At 70.0% G+C, this 14,744-nt stretch carries 17 protein-coding genes; 11 read left to right on the top strand and 6 right to left on the bottom strand.

What is annotated here, in order from left to right; genetic code table 11:
• Window positions 1-50 precede the first annotated feature (50 nt).
• Window positions 51-1,019 carry a sugar phosphate nucleotidyltransferase gene (locus I7X12_RS13000; RefSeq protein WP_198060498.1) on the bottom strand — a complete coding sequence of 323 codons (969 nt, stop codon included), beginning with the start codon at window positions 1,017-1,019 and terminating at the stop codon, window positions 51-53.
• Window positions 1,020-1,154: 135 nt separating this feature from the next.
• Here I7X12_RS13000 and I7X12_RS12995 point away from each other — a divergent pair, with 135 nt between their 5' ends.
• Entirely contained in the window at window positions 1,155-1,445 is a 291-nt protein-coding gene (locus I7X12_RS12995) for a transcriptional regulator (RefSeq protein ID WP_198060497.1), read from the top strand.
• Window positions 1,446-1,479: 34 nt separating this feature from the next.
• Here the strand turns inward: I7X12_RS12995 and I7X12_RS20605 are convergent, their stop codons facing one another.
• Window positions 1,480-2,088: a Rieske (2Fe-2S) protein gene (locus I7X12_RS20605; protein WP_232342838.1), complete on the bottom strand. Its 609-nt coding sequence runs from the start codon at window positions 2,086-2,088 to the stop codon at window positions 1,480-1,482.
• 660 nt (window positions 2,089-2,748) lie between these two features.
• On the opposite strand from I7X12_RS20605, the gene I7X12_RS12985 reads away from it, so the two are divergent.
• Both I7X12_RS12985 and I7X12_RS12980 read left to right on the top strand, forming a co-directional pair.
• Window positions 2,749-3,573: an SDR family oxidoreductase gene (locus tag I7X12_RS12985; protein ID WP_198060496.1), complete on the top strand. Its 825-nt coding sequence runs from the start codon at window positions 2,749-2,751 to the stop codon at window positions 3,571-3,573.
• A gap of 90 nt (window positions 3,574-3,663) precedes the next feature.
• On the top strand, window positions 3,664-4,281 hold the full coding sequence (locus tag I7X12_RS12980; protein WP_198060495.1) for a DJ-1/PfpI family protein: 618 nt from the start codon (window positions 3,664-3,666) through the stop codon (window positions 4,279-4,281).
• 10 nt (window positions 4,282-4,291) lie between these two features.
• Here the strand turns inward: I7X12_RS12980 and I7X12_RS12975 are convergent, their stop codons facing one another.
• Both I7X12_RS12975 and I7X12_RS12970 read right to left on the bottom strand, forming a co-directional pair.
• Window positions 4,292-5,359 carry an ArsA family ATPase gene (locus I7X12_RS12975; RefSeq protein WP_198060494.1) on the bottom strand — a complete coding sequence of 356 codons (1,068 nt, stop codon included), beginning with the start codon at window positions 5,357-5,359 and terminating at the stop codon, window positions 4,292-4,294.
• A 207-nt stretch (window positions 5,360-5,566) separates the two neighbouring features.
• A complete protein-coding gene (locus I7X12_RS12970) occupies window positions 5,567-6,496 on the bottom strand; it encodes a phosphotransferase family protein (RefSeq protein WP_198060493.1) in 930 nt (309 codons plus the stop codon).
• A 108-nt stretch (window positions 6,497-6,604) separates the two neighbouring features.
• Here I7X12_RS12970 and I7X12_RS12965 point away from each other — a divergent pair, with 108 nt between their 5' ends.
• The 5 genes from I7X12_RS12965 to I7X12_RS12945 all read left to right on the top strand — a co-directional run bounded on the left by I7X12_RS12965 (window position 6,605) and on the right by I7X12_RS12945 (window position 11,155).
• Complete coding sequence (locus I7X12_RS12965; protein ID WP_198060492.1) at window positions 6,605-6,847, top strand: ferredoxin; 243 nt, start codon at window positions 6,605-6,607, stop codon at window positions 6,845-6,847.
• Between the two features lie 223 nt (window positions 6,848-7,070).
• Window positions 7,071-8,195 carry a quinolinate synthase NadA gene (nadA, locus tag I7X12_RS12960; RefSeq protein WP_198060491.1) on the top strand — a complete coding sequence of 375 codons (1,125 nt, stop codon included), beginning with the start codon at window positions 7,071-7,073 and terminating at the stop codon, window positions 8,193-8,195.
• 3 nt (window positions 8,196-8,198) lie between these two features.
• Complete coding sequence (locus tag I7X12_RS12955; protein ID WP_198060490.1) at window positions 8,199-9,761, top strand: L-aspartate oxidase; 1,563 nt, start codon at window positions 8,199-8,201, stop codon at window positions 9,759-9,761.
• A 20-nt stretch (window positions 9,762-9,781) separates the two neighbouring features.
• Window positions 9,782-10,618, top strand: coding sequence for a carboxylating nicotinate-nucleotide diphosphorylase (gene nadC / locus I7X12_RS12950; protein ID WP_198060489.1), 837 nt, complete (start codon window positions 9,782-9,784; stop codon window positions 10,616-10,618).
• A gap of 84 nt (window positions 10,619-10,702) precedes the next feature.
• Window positions 10,703-11,155: a hypothetical protein gene (locus I7X12_RS12945; RefSeq protein WP_198060488.1), complete on the top strand. Its 453-nt coding sequence runs from the start codon at window positions 10,703-10,705 to the stop codon at window positions 11,153-11,155.
• A 26-nt stretch (window positions 11,156-11,181) separates the two neighbouring features.
• Here the strand turns inward: I7X12_RS12945 and I7X12_RS12940 are convergent, their stop codons facing one another.
• Window positions 11,182-12,000: a TrmB family transcriptional regulator gene (locus tag I7X12_RS12940; RefSeq protein ID WP_198060487.1), complete on the bottom strand. Its 819-nt coding sequence runs from the start codon at window positions 11,998-12,000 to the stop codon at window positions 11,182-11,184.
• A gap of 101 nt (window positions 12,001-12,101) precedes the next feature.
• Between I7X12_RS12940 and I7X12_RS12935 the strand changes: the two genes are divergently transcribed.
• The gene (locus tag I7X12_RS12935; protein ID WP_198060486.1) at window positions 12,102-12,440 is read left to right on the top strand and encodes a DMT family transporter; all 339 of its coding nucleotides are present in this window, start codon (window positions 12,102-12,104) and stop codon (window positions 12,438-12,440) included.
• A 60-nt stretch (window positions 12,441-12,500) separates the two neighbouring features.
• Here the strand turns inward: I7X12_RS12935 and I7X12_RS12930 are convergent, their stop codons facing one another.
• Entirely contained in the window at window positions 12,501-12,671 is a 171-nt protein-coding gene (locus I7X12_RS12930) for a DUF5786 family protein (protein ID WP_006883006.1), read from the bottom strand.
• A 158-nt stretch (window positions 12,672-12,829) separates the two neighbouring features.
• On the opposite strand from I7X12_RS12930, the gene I7X12_RS12925 reads away from it, so the two are divergent.
• Window positions 12,830-13,528 carry an RNA 2'-phosphotransferase gene (locus tag I7X12_RS12925; protein ID WP_198060485.1) on the top strand — a complete coding sequence of 233 codons (699 nt, stop codon included), beginning with the start codon at window positions 12,830-12,832 and terminating at the stop codon, window positions 13,526-13,528.
• Window positions 13,529-13,625: 97 nt separating this feature from the next.
• A complete protein-coding gene (locus I7X12_RS12920; RefSeq protein ID WP_198060484.1) occupies window positions 13,626-14,678 on the top strand; it encodes a hypothetical protein in 1,053 nt (350 codons plus the stop codon).
• Window positions 14,679-14,744 lie beyond the last annotated feature (66 nt).

Below are 14,744 nucleotides of genomic sequence, written 5' to 3'. Positions count from 1 at the left end.
TCGCCGAGCGGCGGCGCCGTTTCGCCGACCCGAAACCGTGAACGCCGGCCTCAGTCGTCGCCGTTGGTGATCGTCGTGTGGGCACCGATGAGCGCGCCGGCCAGGTCGAGGTCCTCGAGGGTGGTCTCGCGGTCGATGATCGACTCGCGGATGTCGCAGTCGCGGATCGTCGCTTCGGGGAAGACGATGGCGTCGTCGAGCGTGGAGTCGACGACCTCGGCGCCGTCCAGCACGTGGACGTTCTCGCCGAGCGTGGTGCCGTCGACGGTGGCGCTGTCGGCGACGCGGTTCGCGCCGTCGAGGTGGTACGCGACGGCGGTCAGGTAGCTCTCGGGCGTCCCGATGTCGAACCACGCCTCGTCGAAGGTGTAGGCGTAGACCTCGTCGTTGTCGACGAGCCACTGGATGAACCAGCCCGGCTCGTCGGGGTTGTTGCCGTCTTCGAGGTACTCCTCGAAGCGGACCTGGTCGGCCGGGAAGACGTAACAGGCGATGGAGACGAGCGTGCTCGCCGGGTCCGCGGGCTTCTCCTGGAAGTCGACCACCCGCTCGCCGTCCAGCGTCACGAGCCCGTAGGACTTGGCCTTCTCCCGCGATCCCACGTCGTAGGCCGCAAGCGTCGTCCCGCCGTTGTCCTCGTAGGCGTCGATGAAGTCGCTCACGTCGAAGCTGATGAGGTTGTCCCCAGCGATGACGAACAGGTCGTCGTCGATCCCCTCGCGGTCGACGAGCTGGCCCAGCGCGCCGACGACGCCGAACTTCTCGTCTTCACCGGTCGTGTCCTCGATCGACAGGCGGGGCTTCTCGTAGTCCCGGTCGTCGAGGAACGCCTCGAAGTCCGCGGCGAAGCGCTCGTTCGTGCTGACGTACACGTCGTCGACCCGGCCGTCGGACTCCAGCTCCGAGAGCACCCGGTCGATGACGGTCGTGTCGCCGACCGGTAGCATCATCTTCGGCCGATGGCGCGTGATCGGCCAGAGCCGCGTTGCGTAACCACCTGCGAGTACGACAGCGTCCATACAGGCCCTCCTCGGGCTCGCCTGAAGGCCTTTTTCATTGTGACAACGACCCACGGAGGTATCGGGCCGACCCGCGCCGACCCGTTTCGCCCCTGGCGGCGGAAATGATTTGTGGTCGGTTCACTAAATCCGGGTATGCGCGAGGCGAATCGGACGACCCGCCAGCGGATCGCGGACAAACTGCGTGAGCAGCCGATGGCCGCGGGGACGCTCGCCAACGAGTTCGAGGTCCGCACCGCCACCGCCCTCGACCACGTCGAACACATCTCCCAGTCGCTCGAACCGACCGACGAGACGCTGCTCGTCGCGCCGCCGACCTGCGAGGAGTGCGGCTTCGACGAGTTCGACGACCTGGTCAACCGCCCGGCCCGGTGCCCCGAGTGCAAGAGCGAGGCCGTCGCCGAACCGTCGTTCGTCATCGAGTAGCGCCGGGGCGCCTCCCCGGCGGCGTCCCGGTCGGCTACAGGATCACGTTCGACGAGGAAGACAGGTCGTCGTCGTCGCTCTCGACCGGGCCCTCGCCGACGTACTCGAACTCCTCGTCGGCGAGGTAGACGCCGCCGTCGGCCACCGCCACGTCGAGTTCGTTCAGGAACGCGCCCTCGCAGGGGCCGTAGGTGCACTCCCCGGAGTCGGCGGCGAACAACGCGCCGTGGTTGACGCAGATCACCTCGCCGTCGCGGATCGGCGCCCCAGAGCCCTTGTCGAGTTTGATGTGGGTCATGTGCTGGCAGTAGTTGAGCCAGCAGACGACCGCCTCGGCGTCGTCGTCCTCGCCACCCAGCTTCAGGAGGATCGCCTCGCGTACGCCGTCATCGTCGTCTTGCATGTCGTCGGGCATCGCGATCCCGTCGTCGTTGGTGGCACTCGTCGCGTCGTCTCCGACCGGCTCGCCGCCGTCGGGCTCGGCGTCCCCGTCCGGCTGGTCGGCGGCGTCGGCCGTCCGCTCGTCCGAGCGGAGCGCGGCGTCGCCGCTCGCGACGGCATTGTCGTCCACCGAGCGCACGCGAAAGAGGAAGGTATCGTCCGTCGAGAGATCGCTCACGTCTGCGATCCGCGTCCCGTCCATACCTCCGGGTGGGACTCTCGTCGCTTGAACGCACCGGTTGGGGTAGTTCTGCGTGTGTGAGTTGAGCCTGCACTCGTCGGCAGGCGGTGAACGCCCTCGGCCCGCTCGCTCTGAACCGACTCGAACGCGATCGACGACGGCTCGTGAACGCCCCCGGCCCGCTCGCTCTGAACCGACTCGAACGCGATCGACGACGGCTCGTGAAAGCCCTCGGCCCGCTCGCTCACGGGTCGCTTCGCTCCCCGTTCGCGTTGACGAGGTCTCCCTGCGGTCGACCTCGCTCTCGCGGTCGCTGAGCGGGATATCCGCGCTCTCCGCACGGCCCGCTCACGGCAGGGCCGTTCGCTTCGAGGCGCTGCGCGCCTCGCACCGCGCGGATAGGGGTCGCTCAGGCGACGAAACTGCGCGCGAGCGCGCCTCGCCCTTTCAGTCCGCCAGGGACAGTATCGTCCCGCACAGCGACCGCAGACGGCCACGAACCTCCCCAGCCGATTCGCTCGTTCGCTCCGCTCACTCCCTCATCCCCCGCGCGGTGTCGTCGCGCGCACGAGAGCGCGCTCCAGCACGCGCCTGCCACGCTGCAATCTACCGCGTCGTCTGCACCGTCCCCGTCGAGTCGGAGCGCGGAGACTTAACTGGGGGGCGTTCGTCGTCGGGGATATGACGAAGACGGCGCTTATCACGGGTTGCTCGTCGGGCATCGGGCGGGCGACGGCCGTCGACTTCCTGCGGCGGGAGTGGACGGTGTACGCGACGGCCCGGGACACCGACGACGTGGCCGACCTGGCCGAGGCCGGCTGCGAGACGGCCGAACTCGACGTGACGAGCGACGCCGACGTCGAGCGAGTCGTCGACCGAGTCCTCTCGGAGACGGGCCGCATCGACTGCCTGGTCAACAACGCGGGCTACGCCCAGTACGGCCCGGTAGAAGACGTGCCTATCGACGCCCTCCACGACCAGTTCGACGTGAACGTCTACGGTCCCCACCGGCTCACGCGGGCGGTCCTCCCGAACATGCGCGAGCGCGGGACGGGGACGGTCGTCAACGTCTCCAGCGTCCAGGGGCGGATCGCCACCGCCGGCTCGGGCGCCTACAGTGGGTCGAAGTTCGCCCTGGAGGCGATGAGCGACGCCCTGCGCGTCGAGGTCGAGGAGTTCGGGATCGACGTCGTGCTGGTCGAGCCCGGTCCGGTCGCGACGCAGTTCGGCGACCGCGCCGACGCTCAGATCGACCGCCTCGACCGCTCGGCGGGCTACGGCGACCTCTACGACCTCTTTGAGGACACGGACGTCCTCGCCAGCGGGAACGACTTCGGCGTCCACCCCTCCGAGGTGGCGGCGGTGATCGCCGACGCGGCCTGCGCCTCCGATCCCGAGGCCCGCTACCCGGTGGGGACACTCGCGACCGCGTTGGTCGCGACCCGGCACCTCCCCGATAGTCTTCGCGACGCCGGCTACCGGCTGGTGCGGTGGGTGCTGTCCTGACGGCAGGACGGACGGGGCTCGAACCTCGGGTGACCGACGACGTTCGCGCCGGTCGGTAGCTTTTCGACCCGTTCGCGGGTAGCGTCGGTGATGACCGACACCGACTCGCTCGCGATCCTCGCCTTCGAGGGGTTCGAGGAACTCGACGCCATCGGCCCCTACGAGGTGTTCCAGGGGGCGCGGTCCGCCGGCGCGGACTGGACGGTCGAGTTGCTCGCCACGGCGGAAACTGACCGCGTCTCGGCGGCGTACGACCTCCGCGTCGAACCGGACGGTGTCCTGTCGGCCGACGCCGACCTCGACTATCTCGTCGTCCCCGGCGGCGGCTGGAACGACGGCGACGGGGAGACGGGCGCCCGGGCGGTCGCTCGCGACGAGACGATCCTCGACGCGATCCGGGCGCTCCACGCCGAGGGCACGACGCTCCTCTCGGTCTGCACCGGCGCGATGGTCCTGTCGGCCGCCGGGCTGCTCGACGGTCGACCCGCGGTCACCCACCGGAGCGCGCTCGACGAACTCCGCGGGACCGACGCGGAGGTGGTCGACGCGCGCGTCGTCGACGACAGCGATATCGTGACCGCGGGCGGCATCACCGCCGGCATCGACGCCGCGCTGTGGCTGGTCGAACGCGAGTGGGGCGCGGGAGTCGCGACCGCCGTCGCCGAGACGACGGAGTACGAACGGAGCGCGGACGTGTATCGAGCCTAGCGCCGCGCGGTCACTCTTCGAGACACGCGGCGACGATCCGGAGCGTCCGCTCGCCGTGGACCTCCTCGGCGAACAGCGGGACGCGGCGCACGTCGTGGCCGCGGAAGACCTCCTGCGAGCGCGAGAGCGCGTCACGTTGTACGTCCCAGCGCCGCTGACAGAACTCGCAGTCGTCCAGATCCGGCGAGACGAACCAGTCGGCGTCGGTATCGGCCACGTCGGTCAGGTCCTGCATCACCCGGTTGACGACGACGGTCCCGACGGGCACGTCGAACTCGTCGAGCCGATCGAGCAGTCGCTCCGATTCCAGCACAGACAGCTCTTCGGGGACCATCACCACGCGGAAGTCCGTCTGCGTCGGGTCCTGCAGCACGTCCCGTAGTTGCTCGATGCGATCGCTGAGCACCCGCAGGTCGTCCAGTCCCTCTTCGGGGTCGACGTCCTCGTCGTCGCCGCCGAACATCCCGCCGAGGTTCTCCATCATGCCGCCCATCCGCTCGCGCATCGCGAGCACCTTCCCGAGCATCGAGTCCATCACGTCCGGGAGTTCGAGCAGCCGCAGGGTGTGACCCGTCGGCGCGGTGTCGACGACGACGCGGTCGAACCGCGGGTCGTCCATGTAGCGGATGAGCAGCCGGATAGCGGCGGCCTCGTCGGCGCCGGGCATCGACCCGCCGAGGGGATCGACCATCCCCTCGCCCGCGCCGCCGAGCATCTCGCCCAGTCCGCCCATCGCGCCGCCAGCGCCGCCGAGACCGCCGTCCTCGGCGAACGGGCCGTCCTCCAGCGCGGCCTCGGGATCGATCTCCGCGGCGTAGAGGGGCACGTCCTCGCGGATCCGCGCGGGCTCGGCCGGAATCTCCGTTTCGAGCGTGTCCGAGAGCGAGTGGGCCGGGTCGGTAGAGACGACGAGCGTCTCGGTACCGTCGCGGGCGCTCGCCAGCGCCGTCGCCGCGGCCATGGTCGTCTTCCCCACGCCGCCTTTCCCCCCGTAGAGGACGTACTCCGGCGCGTCGACTCCCGACGGGACCGCATCGTCGTCGATGTCCTCGACCGCCTCCACGTCGATCTCGCTCATACGTTCGTGTGTGCCCGGCGGGCGGATGTATCCGTCGGACCCGGGTTCCCAGGGGAGCCCGCCAGCAACCCGTCCGACACGCGAGCGCGGCGAGGGCGTTCGTCGTGTGTTGTCCCCTGCGGCCACGGTTTCGGCGGTTCGTTTCGCACCGGTTCGGAGAGACACTGGCTCGATCCTCGAGCCGAACAGAACGCCGCCGACCCCGGATCAAGAGCGCAGTTCGTCGACGATTCCGCGGAGGGTCGCAGCCGCTTCGTCGGCGGCGTCGTCCCACCAGATGTCGAACCCGCGGATCTCGCTGGCGACGGCCACCGCCCGGTAGCACCGCCGGCGTTCGTCGGACACGTCGGAACCGAACCCCTCCGACAGCGCCGCCCGGAGACGGTCACCGCCTCCGGCGGGACGCACACGGGTCAAGAGGTACCCGCTCTTGACCAGCGCGAGTCGCAGGTCCCCACGAGCAGCGCGTTCGAGGTCCACCACGCCCGCGATCTCGCCGTCGACGACGTGGAGATTCGCCGGCCGGTAGTCGTCGGGGACGACCGCGGGGTCGGGCCGTCGCGGGACCGCGTCGAGCGTCTCGTCGACGACGCCGCGGACGGGGTCGGCCAGATCGGCGACCTCGTCGCTCGGTTTCGACAGCAGCATCTCGGCGGCCCACTCGACGTACGCACGCCAAGTGTCGGCCGAACCGACGAGCGGTGGCGTCGCCCCGGGCGCGCGCCGCAAGCGGCCGTACCCGTCGATAGCGTCGACGCCCGGGACAGTCGAGAACCCACGAAGGGTCCGTCCCATCTCCCGCGCGAGCGCCGGCGACACGTCCGTCGGTGGCGCGCCGGGCACGGCCGTCGTGACGAAGTACGCCGAGCCCTCGGCGGGGTCGTGGACGTCGTCGACGACCCGTGGAACGGGCACGTCGCTCTCGGCGAGCAGGCGATACGCTTCGACCTCGGCAGCGGCGATCTCCCGGCCGACGAACGTGTTGAACTTGACTACGTACTCGCTCGCGTCGGTTTCGACGCGATAGAGGAGGTTCGTCCCGCCGTCGACGCGCTCCGCCGAGACGACTCGCTGGTCGGGGACCGCGTCGGCGACAGCGCGGCGAGCGTCGCGTTCGGTGAGGGACCCGTCGGGCATCGACCGTGACGTGGGCGGCCGGATAGAAAACGGCACGGACGGCGCTCGGACCGACGACTGGCCCCGGCGTCCCGCCATCACTATGCCGGTCGCCCGCCAACTCCGGCTATGCGCATCGAGTACGACCGCGACACCTGCATCGGGATGTTCCAATGTGTCGCCGAGTGGGACGGCTTCGAACGCGACAGCGACGCCGGCAAGGCGGTCCTCGTCGACGGCGAGGAGACCGACGAGGACGTCTTCGTCCGGGAGGTACCCGAAGACGCCGAACTGGACGCGAAGTTCGCCGCCCGCTCGTGTCCAGTCGACGCCATCGAAGTCTACGACGACGACGGCGAACAGATCGTCTGATACCGACAGACGCTCCGCCCGGTCCCCGCCCCGCCCATTCTCCACCGATATTGTCCCGTGGTAACGCACACCTCGAATCGACAATCCAGGCAATCGTCTCCGATACGCCCGTCGAACGCCCCGTCCCAATCGAGTGAGTCACCGGTCCGGAGTATTGAAGACAAAACCTTTTCAATACGGTAGTCCATAGAATCGGCAACCCGAGTGACCACCCGTGCCGGAAATGGAAACAGCGCAGTTCGAGACCGATTTGAGTCTCTTCAAGTACGACAACTTAGAACAGCTGCCGCCGGCCTATCGCGACCTGGAGGAGGCCGAACGCACCGAGCGCATCGAGGCCGCGCTCGCCGAACTCGGCGACGACGTGGTCATCCTCGGCCACAACTACCAGCGCCGGGAGATCGTCGAACACGCCGACTTCGTCGGTGACTCCTACCAGTTGAGCAAGGAGGCGGCGAACGCCGACGCCGACTACGTCGTCTTCGGCGGCGTCACCTTCATGGCCGAGTCGGCGGACATCATCACCGACGACTCTCAGAGCGTCATCCTCCCGAGCATGGAGGCCTCCTGTCCGATGGCTGGGATGGCCGAGGCGCTGCAGGTCGACGCCGCGTGGGCCGAAATTACGGGAGCCGCACCGGACGAGGAGATCATCCCGATCACCTACATGAACAGCTACGCCGACCTCAAGGCCTTCTGCGCCGAACAGGGCGGGCTCGTGTGTACCTCCTCGAACGCGCACAAGGCCTTCGAGTACGCCTTCGAGAAGGGCGACAAGGTCCTCTTTCTCCCCGACAAGCACCTCGGGGAGAACACCGCCTATCGGCTCGGGATGGAAGACGAGATCGCCGAGTGGGACCCCTGGGACCCCGAGGGCAAGGACGCCAGCGAGGTCGTCGAGAACGACATCGTCCTCTGGGACGGCTACTGCCAGGTCCACGAGCGCTTCCGCGAGAGCCACATCGAGGACCTCCGGGAACGGCGCCCCGACGCGAACGTCGTGGTCCACCCCGAGTGTCGCCGCGAAGTGGTCGAGGCCGCGGACGTGGTCGGTTCCACGTCGACCATCTGCGAGACCGTCGAGAACGCCGACCCCGGCGACGCGTGGGCCATCGGCACGGAGATCCACCTCGCCAAGCACCTCGATCGGTGGCACCCCGAGGTGGAGGTGCTGCCGCTGTGTGGCGACGCCTGCATGGACTGCAACGCGATGCGCCAGATCGACCCCAACTATCTGACGTGGGTGCTCGAGGAGCTGGTCGAGGGCCGCGAGCGCAACGTCATCGAGGTCGCCCCGGAGGAGAAGGAACTCGCACAGGTCGCGCTCGACCGCATGCTGGAGATCTAACCGATGTCCGAGACGCGAGAACTCGAAGACTACGACGACTACCGGACGACGGACGTGCTCGTGGTCGGCTCGGGCATCGCCGGGCTCGCGGCGGCGCTCGGGGCGGCCCGCGAGGGCGCCGACGTGACCGTCGCGACGAAGGCCACCCGGCCGGAGGGCGCCTCCTCGTGGTGGGCCCAGGGCGGCATCGCCGTCTCCCGTGACGACCCCGGTCAGTTCAAAGACGACATCCTGACCGCCAGCGCCGACACCGCCGACCCCGAAGCCGTCGACGTGCTCGTCGACGAGGCCAACGACGCAGTCTCGGAGGTGCTCGTCGACACGCTCGGCGTCGAGTTCGACACGAACGACGAGGGCGAGGCGGGCGCCGCCGACACCGACGACTGGGACTTCGGTCGCGAGGCCGCCCACGACGAGCCGCGTATCCTCCACGTCGACGCCTCGACGGGCAAGGCGATCCACGTGCCGTTCCTCAACTACCTCGACGACCACGACGACGTGACCGTCCGCGACGACACCGCGGCGCTCGAACTCGTCTCCCACGAAGGCCGGGTCCACGGCGCGCTGCTCGAACACGAAGGGGACGTCACGCCCACCTTCGCCGGCGCGACGGTGCTAGCGACCGGCGGCATCGGCGACCTGTACTCCCGGTCGACCAACCCCGACGGCTCGACCGGCGACGGTATCGCGATGGCCGCGCTCGCGGGCGCCGACGTGGACGACATGGAGTACGTCCAGTTCCACCCGACCGTCTACCCCGGCAGCGACGCCGAGGGCGACGGCCCCTTCCTCGTCAGCGAGGCCGTCCGCGGCGAGGGCGCCCGACTCGTCAACGCCGAGGGCGAACGGTTCATGCCCGACTACCACGAGGACGCCGAACTCGCACCGCGCGACGTGGTCGCCCGCGCCGTCCAGGAGGAGATCGACGCCACCGGCGAGGTCGTCCTCGACGTGAGTCCGCTCGATTTCGCGGGCGAGTTCCCCGACCTCGTCGAGAAGTGCGAGCACCGCGGCGTCGACTGGGAGTCGGGTATCCCCGTCGGCCCCGCCGAGCACTTCCTCTGTGGCGGCGTCGACGTCGACACCCGCGGCCGGGCGTCGCTCGATCGCCTGTACGCCGTCGGCGAGTGTTCCCGGACCGGCGTCCACGGCGCCAACCGTCTCGCCTCGACCTCACTGCTGGAGGGGCTCGTCTGGGGCCTCCGCGCTGGCGGCGACGCGGCCGCGTTCGACCCCGAAGTCGTCGAGGCGCCCGAGCTGCTGGATCGCGACCCCGCGCTGCCCGACAACTTCGCCCGCGAGAAGTTCCACCGCCTGCGCCGCACGATGGACGAGTACGTCGGCCTCCGCCGGAGTCCCGACGACCTGAGCCGCGCACAGGCCGTCCTCCGGCGGCTGAAGGGCGAAGTCGACGCCTACGTCCGAACCCGGACGGCGCGGTCGCTGTACGAACTCCGCCACGCCTCCGTGACGGCGCTGCTCGTGACGCGAGCGGCCGCCGAGAACGGTGAATCGGTGGGCACGCACAACCTCGTCGAGGAGCCTGCGACCACGCAGGCCGACTGAGCGGGGGCGTTCGACCCGACATGATCCCCGATTCGAAGATCGAGACGTGGCTCCGCGAGGACGTGGGCCACCACGACGTGACCAACCAGGTCCCCGGCGAGACGGCCGGCCGACTCGTCGCCAAGGAATCCGGCGTCGTCGCCGGCCTGGCGGCGGCTCGGGCCGTCTTCGACTACCTCGGCGTCGAGGTCCTCGACAGCGCCGCGGCCGGCGACCGCATCGACCCCGGCGACGCCGCTCTCGAAGTCGAGGGCTCCGCTCGCGACGTGTTGCGCGGCGAGCGCGTCGCGGTCAACGTCGCGGGCCACGCCTCGGGCATCGCGACGAAGACGCGGCGGGCCGTCGATGCTGCAGCCGAGGGCGCCCCGGACGGCCACGACGTGCGCGTCGCCGGGACCCGAAAGACCACGCCCGGGCTGCGCGGCGTCGAGAAGCGCGCCGTGGTGGCCGGCGGCGGCGACACCCACCGCCTCGATCTGTCGCACATGGTGATGGTCAAGGACAACCACGTCGCCGAGATGGGCCTCGAAGCCGCGGTCGAACAGTTCCGCGACCGCGCCTCGTTCGCGACGAAGATCGAGGTCGAAGTCGAGACGGTCGAGCAAGCCCCACGGGCCGCCGCGGCCGGCGCCGACATCGTCCTGCTGGACAACATGGACCCCGAGACGACGGCGGAGGCAGTCGAGCGGCTCCGAGAGACGACCGCCGAAATCGGCCGCGAGGTGCTCGCCGAAGCCTCCGGGGGGATCACCGTCGAGACGGTGCCGGGCTACGCCGCGACCGGCGTCGACGTGATCTCGATGGGAAGTCTGACCCACTCGGCGCCGACGCTCGATTACTCCTTCCGGACGGGGTGAGAGGGAGCCGACCGCTCGGTCGTCGACCGTCCCTCTCCGTTCGCGTCCCCACCGTTTATCGCCGAGGGCCACGACGAGCCGCACATGTCAGACGCGACGATGGACGAGATCCCGGTATCGCCCGGGCTGGTCGGCGGCGCCGCCGGCGTCGTCACCTTCGGCGTGCTCGCCTCCGTAACCGTCCTCCTGTTCGACCGGATCGCCGTGGGCGTCCTCGTCGGCGCGCTCTCGGGCGTCGGTATCTTCTACACCGTTCCCTACACGATCCGCCGGGCCGACGAGGGCTACGTCCGCGACGCCCACCAGAACCTCGCGCGGAGCTTCCACCCCGGCGCCGCGGGTTACGCGCTGTCGGGGAGCGGGATCGTCGTGCTGGCGCTGCTGTTCGTCTTCGAGAGCGTGCTCCTCCCGGTCGCGGCCGCGCTCGCGCTGGCGATGGCGGAGTACGTGGTCCTCTCGCGCGTCCTCCCGCGAGCGGGCCAGTCCGCCGTCGAGGACGGCGCGGACGCGTGGTCGAGCGACGAGTGGGACGAGTGAGCGGCGGTCGACCGCGCCCCGGGCGCTCACTCACCGACCGGTGACTCGCCCTCGACGACGGTCGACAGCGGCGTCGCCGCCTCCCACGCGCGGTCGAACACCGCGACCAGCCGGCCGGCCATCGACTCGTCGCGGACGTGGATCACGCCGAGGCGTTCGCCACTCTCGGTCGGGTGGGGGACGTGGAGCGTCAGTTCGTTCCCGTCGACGATATCGAAGGTCGTCTCCAGGTCGGTCGTGACGCGCACGGAGACGTTCGCCGGCGCGTCGGCCACCCGCTCGGCGGCTTCCGGCGGGGCGTCGTCGAGCATCGCGACGTGGCCGAGCAGTCGCACGTCGACCCCGCCGTCGACCGTCTCGTAGAACGGGTCGACCTCCGCTGCGTATCGGCCCCACGGCGCCGCGGCGTACGGGTAGCTCATCGCCGACCGCACCGTCTCCCCCGCCGTCGCGAACAGGTCCCGCTCCAGCGAGACGGCGGCGTCGCTGCCCAGCGGCGCCGTCCAGAACCGGCTCTCGGCCGGCGTCGTCGCCGCGAGTTCCGGTCCGATCCCCCCGGCGATCTCCTCGTAGCGCGCCTCGCGGGCGTCCAGTTCCCGCCGACGCTCGGCCAGCAGCCGGTCGACGGCCGTCTCCGGGTCGACCGCCGCGTAGCGCGTCGGCTCGGTCGACTGGCTGCGGACGATGTCGCGGGCGTCGAGCCCGTTCAACACGTCGTAGATCCGGCCCATCGGGACGCCGCTGGCCTCGGAGACCTCCTGAGCGGTCGCCGACCCGAGCGATAGCAGCGTCCGGTAGCCCTTCTCCTCGTAGCTCGACAGCCCCAGCTCTCCCAGATCCGACATACCCGGCGGTGGACCCGGGCGCGACTAAAGTACTCGGAAACGTACAGGAAGTGGTGGCGGGTTCGACAAGCCACTTGTCGGCCGCGGCGGTCGCCTCACCTATGTATCCGTACCTGACGCTCGCGCTCGCTATCGCCGCCGAAGTAACGGGGACGACCGCGCTGAAAGCCAGCGAGGGGTTCTCGAACCCCCTCCCGACCGCCGTCGTCGTCGTCGGCTACGTGGGGTCGTTCTACTTGCTGGGACTGACGCTCGAAGAACTGCCCGTCGGGCTGGTGTACGCGACGTGGGCCGGCGCCGGTATCGTGGCGACGGCGCTGGTCGGTGTCGTCGCCTTCGAAGAAAATCTCGATGTGGCCGGGGTCGCCGGAATGGCCCTCGTCTTCGCCGGCGTCGTCGTGTTGAACCACTTTTCGGACGCCTACGCGCCCGCACACTGACCGGCGCGGTTGAGGCGCGGTCGGTCCGCGGCTCCGTGCGGACGGGGGTGACCCGCCGCCTCACTTCATGTCTTGCAGCCGGTCGACGAGCTCGTCGGCTTCGTCGGCGCCCTCGACGGAGACCTCCCCCTCGTGGTCGTGTTCGTGGACGTTGACGGCGTCGTCCTCGTCGTAGTCGGCGTCCCCGCTCTGGTTCTCCTGTTCGGATTCGTCGTAGCTCCCGAAGCCCATAGCGACGCTACCTAACGGGATCGGAGTGAAAAACGGTGCGGTCGCGACCCGCTCCGGGGCGTGTCACCGCTCGTCACGCGTATGCGAGACCACCCGCTCGCCGGCTCCGGCTCACGGTCCCGAACGCGTTTTCCGCCCCGGCGACGAACCGGTGTCCGATGAGCGACGTTCTCGTCTGTGACGATCACGGCTACTTCGAGAGCGGCCGCTGTCCCGTCTGCGGCGGCGGCCGGTCGGTCCTCGACGGCGAGCGCCGCCGCCGGCTCTCGAAGTTCCTGTCGGGCGCGCTTCGGCACTTCCCGGCGGACGCTGGGCTGACGCTGGACGACGCGGGCTGGACCGCCTTCGACGGCCTGGTCGCCGCGGCCGAACGGCAGTACGGCTGGGCGGACCGCGAGACCGTCGCCGCCGTCGTCGCGACCGACCCGAACGGTCGCTTCGAGCGCACCGGGGGCTCCCGGACGGGCGCCGCACCGAGTGGTGACCGAGCGGACGATCCGGACGCGGCCGCCTCCGAGGACCGTGTCCGCGCGGCCTACGGCCACTCCGTCGCCGTGGACCTCGACTCGGGCGACGGTCCGGTGCCGGACACCCTCTACCACGGCACTGCGCCCGGGAACGCCGACGCGATCCGCGAGGACGGGCTCCGACCGATGGCGCGCCAGTTGGTGCACCTCTCGGGCACCGTCGGGGAGGCCCGGCGCGTCGGCGCCCGCCACGCGACCGAGCCGGTCGTGTTCGAAGTCGACGCCGCCCGGATGACCGCCGATGGCCACGCGATCACCCGCCGCGGCCGGGCGACGTACACCACCGAGCGGGTTCCGCCTCGGTTCCTCTCGACGCTCGACGGCGAGTGAATCGGACGGGGCCGGCTCGCCCGGACGGTTCGCCGCGGTCGGGGCGGAATCGGCCCCCATCAGAAACGGTTTTGCGGCGGGTCGTGCCACTGAGGACATGTTCGGTAGCGACCGGTCGACCCGTGTCGGCATCGACGGCGAGCGGTTCACGATCGACGGCCGCCCGACCTACGAGGGACGGAGCCACGAGGGGACCTCGATCGAGGGGCGACTGTTCAACGCCCGTCTCGTCCACGCGTGGTTCGACGACGACAACCCCGAGACCCGGGACAACTGGGCCTACCCAGACACCGGAGCGTGGGACGCCGAGCGCAACGTCGCCGAGTTCTGCGCGGCGCTGCCCGCCTATCGCGAGTCCGGTCTGCGCGCGATCGCCGCGAACCTCCAGTGTGGCAGCCCCGAAGGGTACTCCGAAACGCAGCCCTGGACCGTCTCGGCCTTTCGCCCGGACGGCTCGCTCAAACCCGACTGGATGGGACGCGTCGAGCGTGTCCTCGACCGGGCCGACGAGCTGGGGCTGGTCGTGATCCTCGGCCTGTTCTACTTCGGCCAGGACGCGGTCCTCGAAGACGAGGCCGCGGTGAAACGCGCCGTCGACGAGGCCGTCGAGTGGCTGCTCGATCGGGAGTACACGAACGTCCTCGTCGAGGTGGCCAACGAGTGCGACATCAACTACGACCACGATATCATCGGCGCTGACAGGGTGACGGAGCTGATCGAGCGCGTGCGGGGGATCGAGCGCGACGGCTTCGGCTACCCCGTCGGCGTGAGCTGCAGCGGCGGCGTCGTCCCGCCCGACGACGTGGTCGCCGCTTCCGACTTCGCGCTGTTGCACGGCAACGGCGTCGACGATCCCGACCGGATCCGCGAGATGGTCGCCCAGGTACGCGAGCGCTCCTCTTACGAGCCGATGCCGATCGTCTTCAACGAGGACGACCACTTCGCGTTCGGCTCGGAATCGAATCTCGACGCGGCGATCGAGGCAGGCGCCTCGTGGGGCTACTTCGACCCCGGCGAGAACGACTACTGGCACGGCTACCAGTCGCCGCCCGTCCGCTGGGACGAAAACACCGCCCGCAAGAAGGCCTTCTTCGCGTATCTGGACGGCGTCACCGGACCGGCGGACGCGCCACCGACTGACGGCTCCTGAGGGCGCGCCGGGGGGCGACTCCCGACTGCGGGACGGTCACGCAGGCCAGCACCGACACCGAGTTCG

Source organism: Halosimplex litoreum (genome assembly GCF_016065055.1).
GTDB classification, from domain to species: Archaea; Halobacteriota; Halobacteria; order Halobacteriales; family Haloarculaceae; genus Halosimplex; species Halosimplex litoreum.
This window is presented reverse-complemented; position numbering and strand designations above follow the sequence as displayed.